Source organism: Caulobacter sp. SSI4214, assembly GCF_012184455.1.
Lineage (GTDB): Bacteria > Pseudomonadota > Alphaproteobacteria > Caulobacterales > Caulobacteraceae > Caulobacter > Caulobacter vibrioides_E.
Genome location: NZ_SZWJ01000015.1, coordinates 68487 through 74486, shown reverse-complemented (window position 1 = coordinate 74486; position 6000 = coordinate 68487). Strand labels below are relative to the sequence as shown.

General features: G+C 69.5%; 7 protein-coding genes. 1 reads left to right on the top strand and 6 read right to left on the bottom strand.

Translation table 11 applies throughout. The features are described from left to right. Nucleotides 1–209 precede the first annotated feature (209 nt). From FCU40_RS06865 to merC, 6 genes are read right to left on the bottom strand one after another with little or no spacing between them, the layout of a single operon-like run. Entirely contained in the window at nucleotides 210–1556 is a 1347-nt protein-coding gene (locus FCU40_RS06865; protein ID WP_066680788.1) for an NAD(P)/FAD-dependent oxidoreductase, read from the bottom strand. Next, on the bottom strand, nucleotides 1538–2320 hold the full coding sequence (locus tag FCU40_RS06860; protein ID WP_082769422.1) for an alkylmercury lyase family protein: 783 nt from the start codon (nucleotides 2318–2320) through the stop codon (nucleotides 1538–1540). The genes FCU40_RS06865 and FCU40_RS06860 overlap by 19 nt, the downstream gene beginning before the upstream one ends. Nucleotides 2321–2356: 36 nt before the next feature. Further along, the gene (merA, locus tag FCU40_RS06855; RefSeq protein ID WP_168073883.1) at nucleotides 2357–3997 is read right to left on the bottom strand and encodes a mercury(II) reductase; all 1641 of its coding nucleotides are present in this window, start codon (nucleotides 3995–3997) and stop codon (nucleotides 2357–2359) included. Between the two features lie 13 nt (nucleotides 3998–4010). Further along, nucleotides 4011–4289, bottom strand: coding sequence for a mercury resistance system periplasmic binding protein MerP (gene merP, locus FCU40_RS06850; RefSeq protein ID WP_066680718.1), 279 nt, complete (start codon nucleotides 4287–4289; stop codon nucleotides 4011–4013). A 12-nt stretch (nucleotides 4290–4301) separates the two neighbouring features. Next, nucleotides 4302–4652: a mercuric ion transporter MerT gene (gene merT, locus FCU40_RS06845; RefSeq protein WP_066680720.1), complete on the bottom strand. Its 351-nt coding sequence runs from the start codon at nucleotides 4650–4652 to the stop codon at nucleotides 4302–4304. A gap of 34 nt (nucleotides 4653–4686) precedes the next feature. After that, a complete protein-coding gene (merC, locus tag FCU40_RS06840; RefSeq protein WP_342672535.1) occupies nucleotides 4687–5118 on the bottom strand; it encodes an organomercurial transporter MerC in 432 nt (143 codons plus the stop codon). 138 nt (nucleotides 5119–5256) lie between these two features. Here merC and FCU40_RS06835 point away from each other — a divergent pair, with 138 nt between their 5' ends. Next, entirely contained in the window at nucleotides 5257–5682 is a 426-nt protein-coding gene (locus tag FCU40_RS06835) for a helix-turn-helix domain-containing protein (protein ID WP_066680721.1), read from the top strand. Nucleotides 5683–6000: the final 318 nt, after the last annotated feature.

Here is a 6000-nt window from a genome sequence, read left to right as displayed (position 1 = left end):
CAGAACAGATTTCGTCCGAATTGCTTGCGACTAGCCCCTTCGGCTCACGTCCGGCCGCCCCGAACCGCAACTCTCGCCATCTATGTCTGGTCCCATTGAGGCGTCGCAGAACGGGGGCTCGCGAGACGGTCAGGGAGAACAGGTTGGCGCACCCTGACTCGCGCGAGCCGAGTCGTTGGGCCTCAGGACTTCGCCCCTAGTCCGGCGCCTCAGAGCATATAGCCGAGATCCGAAGCGCCAGTCGGATAGGCGAACATCGTCGATCGAAGGTCGGCGGCCGTGAGCCCATGGCGGATTGCCAGACCGAACAGGTTGATCACCTCCTCGGCGTGCGGGCCGACCAGATGGGCTCCGAGGATTCGGTCGGTGGCCTGCTCGATCAGCACCTTGTGGCCGTAGACCCGTTCGGCTAGACGGCGGGCGCTGAACCAGTTGGGCGTCGAGCCGGCATTGACCCGGAACTTGTGGCCCTGGCGGCGCGCCTCGTCCTCGGAGAGCCCGACGGCGGCGATGGACGGCACGGTGAAGGCGACACTCGGGACGCCGCGATAGTCCGGCCTGTGCGACGGGCCATCCAACAGGTTGGCGGCCACGACCTTGGCGTCCTGGCTGGAGACCGGCGTCAGCGGCGGCCCGACGCCGGCCGCGTCGCCGGCGGCATAGACCCGAGGGTTGGAGACGCTTTGCAGGTGCTCGTTCAGATGTAGGCGGCCGTCACGCGCGGTCACCTGGCCCGCCGTGAGGTCCAATGCGTCGAGGTCGGGCCCGCGGCCGGCGGCATGCACCACCAGGTCGGCCGGGACGGCGAGGTCGGGCGCGCCCGGACGGCTGGCGTGGACGATCAGGCCGCCCTGGACCCGCCCGACTCGGGTGACCGTGGCGCCGGTCTCGACGGCGATGCCGAGTTCCTCGAACCGCGGCATGAGCCAGCCGACCAGGTCGGGATCGAAGTTCGGCAGGAGCCGCGGGGCACGTTGCAGGATGGTGACCTCCGCGCCGGCGCGCGCCGCCAGGTGCGAGAACTCGGCCGCGACATAGCCGCCGCCGATCAGCGCGATCCGGCGTGGCAGAGCCGGCAGCTCCAGGAAGTCGTCGCTGGTGCTGACCAGCTCTTCCCCCGGGATGCCCAGCGGGACCGGGCGGGCGCCGGTGGCGATCAGCACGTGTCGGGCCTGGAAGGCGCGGCCGTCCACCTCGATCGCGTCCGGACCGGCGAAACGGGCGAGCCCGTGGAAGGCGTCGACGCCCAGTTCGGTGTAGCGCTGCTCCTGCTTGGCGGGGATCGGATCGGTGAAGGTCCGCTTGAACGCCATCAGGCCCGGCCAGTCGATCGCCAGCGCGCCTTCCACGCCATGCCCGGCCATGCGCCGGGCCGCGTCGATGGCTTCCTCGCCGCTCACCAGCATCTTCTTGGGATCGCAGCCGCGCAACGCGCAGGTGCCGCCGAACGGCCGGTGATCGATCACGGCGACGGACCAGCCGGCGGCGCGGACCTTCGCCACGGCGACCTGGGCCGCCGTGCCGCTGCCGATGACGATCAGGTCGTAGGAATCCATGACGGCCACTCCATCCGCATCGGCGCAAAAATCGCGACGCCAATCTCCAGCGCTTCGGCGAGGCTCAGGCGCACGCCCTCCTGGCCAGCGGCCGGGCTGTTTGCGCGCCAGGTCTCCAGGTGAACGTCCTCGCAGAAGAAGGCCTGCAAGGTGCAGAGCGAAGACGCGGCACAGCCGGCGGCGTAGCGATGGCCGGACCAGACCACGATCCCTATCGGCTCGACCTGATCCAGCTCGCGGCCGTGGCTTCGCGTTCGGATGACGAGCGGGCGCCGGCAGTGGCGGCAGGCCGAGCGGACGGCCACATCGCGCTCCAGCATCGCCCCGATGCCGAGCGCGTCGATGGCGCACATGGCGCCCGCCGAGAGGCCACCAGCCGCCACGTGATGCTCGGTCGGGCTATCGGTGAACGGATAGGCGCCGCTGATCCGGCCGGCAGCGTCGAGAACGAGGAGATCGCGCTCAGCCAGGCGCCGTAGCACGCCGTCGGCCTCATCGCGGGTGAGCCCGGCCGCTGCGGCCACATCCGCCGTCTCTGGCGCGTGCCCGGTTGCGGCGTAGCCGCTCAGGACGATGCCGTGGATTCGGCTCTCGGTCTCATCCAACCCATCCCACTTGGGGCCGATGAAGGCTTCGACGATGGCCCTCAGGGCATTCTGGGCCCGTGACGTCGTGATCGCGCCCCAGTCGGGGATGATCGCGCCGCCTGGAAACGCTACGGCGGGCCAACCGGCGGCTTCAGCGCGTGAGGTCGGAGTCATCATCGTGCACGCGCCCTCTTCGCGGTCCCAGGTGAACCTTCAGCCGGCGCAGCAGGAGAGCTGCGTCACATCCTTGGAGAAAGTCTGGGCCGCGAGCTTCAGGCCTTCCACCATGGTCAGGTAGGGGAACAACTGGTCGCCCAGCTCGCCGACGGTCATGCGCGCCCGTATGGCCAGCGCCGCCGTCTGGATGATCTCGCCCGCCTCCGGCGTCACCGCCTGCACACCGATGAGCCGGCCGCTGCCGGCTTCCGCGACCAGCTTGATGAAGCCGCGGGTGTCGAAGTTGGCGAGCGCGCGCGGGACGTTGTCCAAGGTCAGGAGGCGACTGTCGGTCTCGATCCCGGCGTGGTGGGCTTCCGCCTCGCTGAGCCCGACCGTGGCGACCTGCGGGTCGCTGAACACGACCGCCGGCATCGTGGCCAGGTCCAGAACGGCCTCGCCACCGGTCATGTTGATCGCCGCCCGGGTTCCGGCCGCCGCCGCGACATAGACGAACTGCGGCTGGTCGGTGCAGTCGCCGGCGGCGTAGATGTGGCGCGCGCTCGTGCGCATGGCTGTGTCGATGACGACGCCGCCTTGCGCGTTGACGGCGACGCCGGCCGCGTCCAGGGCGAGCGCTGGGGTGTTGGGCGCTCGGCCCGTGGCGATCAGCAGCCGGTCCGCGCGCAGCTCGCCGTTGCCGGTGGCGAGCACGAACTCGCCGTCAGCAAAGGCGACCTTGCTCGCCTGGGTGTGCTCCAGCACCTCGATGCCCTCCGCGCGGAAGGCGGCCGTGACCGCCTCGCCGATGGCCGGGTCCTCACGGAAGAACAGGGTGCTGCGCGCCAGGATCGTCACCTTGCTGCCGAGCCGAGCGAAGGCCTGGGCCAGTTCGACGGCGACGACCGACGAGCCGATCACCACCAGGCGCCGTGGGAGGGTCTCGCTCTCAAGGGCCTCCGTCGAGGTCCAGTACGGCGTATCCAACAACCCCGGAATGGTCGGTATGGCCGGGCTGGCGCCGGTGGCGATCAGGCAACGGTCGAAGGCCACATGATGCTCGGCGCCGTCGACGTGGCGCACGAGCAGGCTATGGGCGTCCTGGAAGCGCGCCTCGCCCTGCAACACCGTGATCGACGGCGTGTCGGCCAGGATGTTCTCGTACTTCGCGTGGCGCAGCTCATCGACGCGGGCCTGCTGCTGGGCCAGCAGCCGCTCGCGCAGGATCGCGGGCGTGTAGGACCCGATCCCATCGTCGAACGGGCTCTCGCGGCGCAGATGGGCGATATGCGCGGCGCGGATCATGATCTTCGACGGCACGCAGCCGACGTTGACGCAGGTTCCGCCGATGACGCCGCGCTCGACGAGCGTGACCCGCGCGCCCTGCTCGACGGCCCTCAGCGCCGCCGCCATCGCCGCGCCGCCGCTGCCGATGACCGCGACGTGCAGCGGGACGCAGCCGCCGCCGCGTTGCGCGCGGCCCGCGTCGGCGACCGAGGCGCGATAGCCGAGCGTCGCGACCGTGGCCGCCAGGGCCTCGGAACTCACCCCCGCATCGGCCGCGATCTCCGCTCGGGCCTTCGGATAGGAGACGGCGGCCGAGCGCACGCCGGGGACGCGCTCCAGCGCCTCCCTCACGTGCGTGGCGCACGAGTCGCAGGTCATTCCGTCAATGCGCAGGGCGATCGCAGCGGTCACGGGTGCTGGCTCCTTAGCGCTTGACGGTGGACGGGTAGCCGGCACCCGCCGTCGCCTGGGTCAGGGCCGCGACCGTGGTCCTGGCGTCATCGTAGGTGACGACGGCCTCGCGCCTTTCGAAGCTGACGTCGGTTTTCTCGACGCCGGCGACCTTGGCGAGCGCCGTCTTGACGGTGATCGGACAGGCCGCGCAGGTCATGCCGGGCACCGCCAGGGTGACCGTCCTGGTCGCGGCCCAGGCGGGCGTGCTGAGCGCGCCCATCAGGGCGATCAGGGAGACGAGCTTCTTCATGGGGACTTCCTTTCAGTAGAACAGGGGCAGGACGTAGGGGAACGCCAGCGCGACCAGGACGAGCGCCGCGACGGCCCAGAAAATGACCTTGTAGGTGGTCCTGACCCTGGGCACGGCGCAGACCTCGCCCGGCTCGCAAGCCCGGGCCGGGCGGAAGATGCGGCGGTAGGCGAAGACCATGGCGACCAGCGCCGCGCCGATGAACAGCGGCCGGTACGGTTCCAGCACGGTCAGGTTGCCGATCCAGGCACCGCTGAAACCGAGGCCGACCAGGATCAGCGGGCCGAGGCAACAGGTCGAGGCCAGGATGGCGGCCAGGCCTCCGAGCGCCAACGCGCCCCGGCTGTCTTTGGATTCTGACAAGTAGATTCTCCTTCCGAACAACCTCGCCATGACGCTAGGAAACCGCCCCGTCGCGGTGCGGAGCGGGCGCGTTGCGCGGCGGCGCCGCCAGATCCCAGATCGCGACGGCCACCATCAAGGTCAGGCCGGGATAGAGGAGCCACGCCGTCGGCCAACCGCGGGTCGCCATGAGCACCGCCGCCGCAAGCACCAAGATCGGACCGATGACGCTCAACGCCATTCGCGCCCACCGGCGATGGCGAAGCCCGGCGACCGTGTTGGCGATGAGGGCGATCACGGCGAACAGCGGCAGGAGATAGCGAATGAAGACGCCTTCGTACTGGCTCAGAAAACCGAGACCCAGCGCGGCGCCGAGACTCGCGAGAGCCGGGAAGCACGCCGCACACCCCATGGCGGTGACAATCGAGCCGATGACGCCCGCCTTGTCGGCCGCGCGGGTGAGAGGATTCTGGATGGGCATCGGCATGGCCTCGGCGACTTCGGTGGAACCGTCGGAGCGAAGCTGTGGTCATGTCCACAGCTTGCCCCTGAGGGCTGAGGATCGTTAGATACGATCTGTAGCGACTACAGACTCAAGCCCTAAATTTGAGAGGCGCAGAGCAGCATGGCGGATACCGCGATCCAGATCGGCGAACTGTCCCGGCGCACGGGCTGCAACATAGAGACGATCCGCTACTACGAGCGGATCGGCCTAATGCCCGCGCCGCCGCGGCGGGGCCGCTACCGAAGCTATGGCGCTGGCGACGTGGGCCGGCTGGGCTTCGTGCGACGCGCCCGCGAGTTGGGTTTCACCCTCGATGAGGTCCGTGCGTTGCTCGGGCTTGCGGCCGGTGGCGAGGCTTCGTGCGCCGAGGTGCGCGTCCTGGCGTCGGCGCATCTCGGGGATGTGAGAGCTCGTATCGCCGATCTCAAGCGGATGGAGCGGGTACTGGCCGACTCCGTGCGGGCCTGCGACGCCGGACAGGATCCCGGCTGCCCCCTGATTGACGCTCTCTATGCGGAGCCGCGGCTCCCGCCGACTGGCTGTTAGTACACATCAGGTCGAAGGCCTCGCCGCCTTGCGCCATCGCCCCGGCGTCCGACGGGGCGACGGAGAGTCCGGCCCAGAACGCACCCGTCACCCGCTCTCCGACGTTCGCGATCCCGGTACTCCTAGCCTTCGCGGCTGCCTGTTCCAGCCGCGTCCGCCCCGAGCTTGGCTAATTCGATGTCGAGCCCGCGACGGCCCCGCAGTCGCATCGATTGCGATCTGGAAAGGCCGTTCAATCCGAGCAGGCGCAATGATTCCGAACGCCAGGGTGTGGAATTTCAGAGGCTTACTGAACCCGCCCAGTCGCAGTCAATTCGA

What these genes read in the sequence shown, in the direction of transcription:
- FCU40_RS06865 (WP_066680788.1), bottom strand. Translation starts at nt 1,556, where the DNA reads ATGGATTCCTACGACCTGATCGTCATCGGCAGCGGCACGGCGGCCCAG.
- FCU40_RS06860 (WP_082769422.1), bottom strand. Translation starts at nt 2,320, where the DNA reads ATGATGACTCCGACCTCACGCGCTGAAGCCGCCGGTTGGCCCGCCGTA.
- merP (WP_066680718.1), bottom strand. Translation starts at nt 4,289, where the DNA reads ATGAAGAAGCTCGTCTCCCTGATCGCCCTGATGGGCGCGCTCAGCACG.
- merC (WP_342672535.1), bottom strand. Translation starts at nt 5,118, where the DNA reads ATGCCGATGCCCATCCAGAATCCTCTCACCCGCGCGGCCGACAAGGCG.
- FCU40_RS06835 (WP_066680721.1), top strand. Translation starts at nt 5,257, where the DNA reads ATGGCGGATACCGCGATCCAGATCGGCGAACTGTCCCGGCGCACGGGC.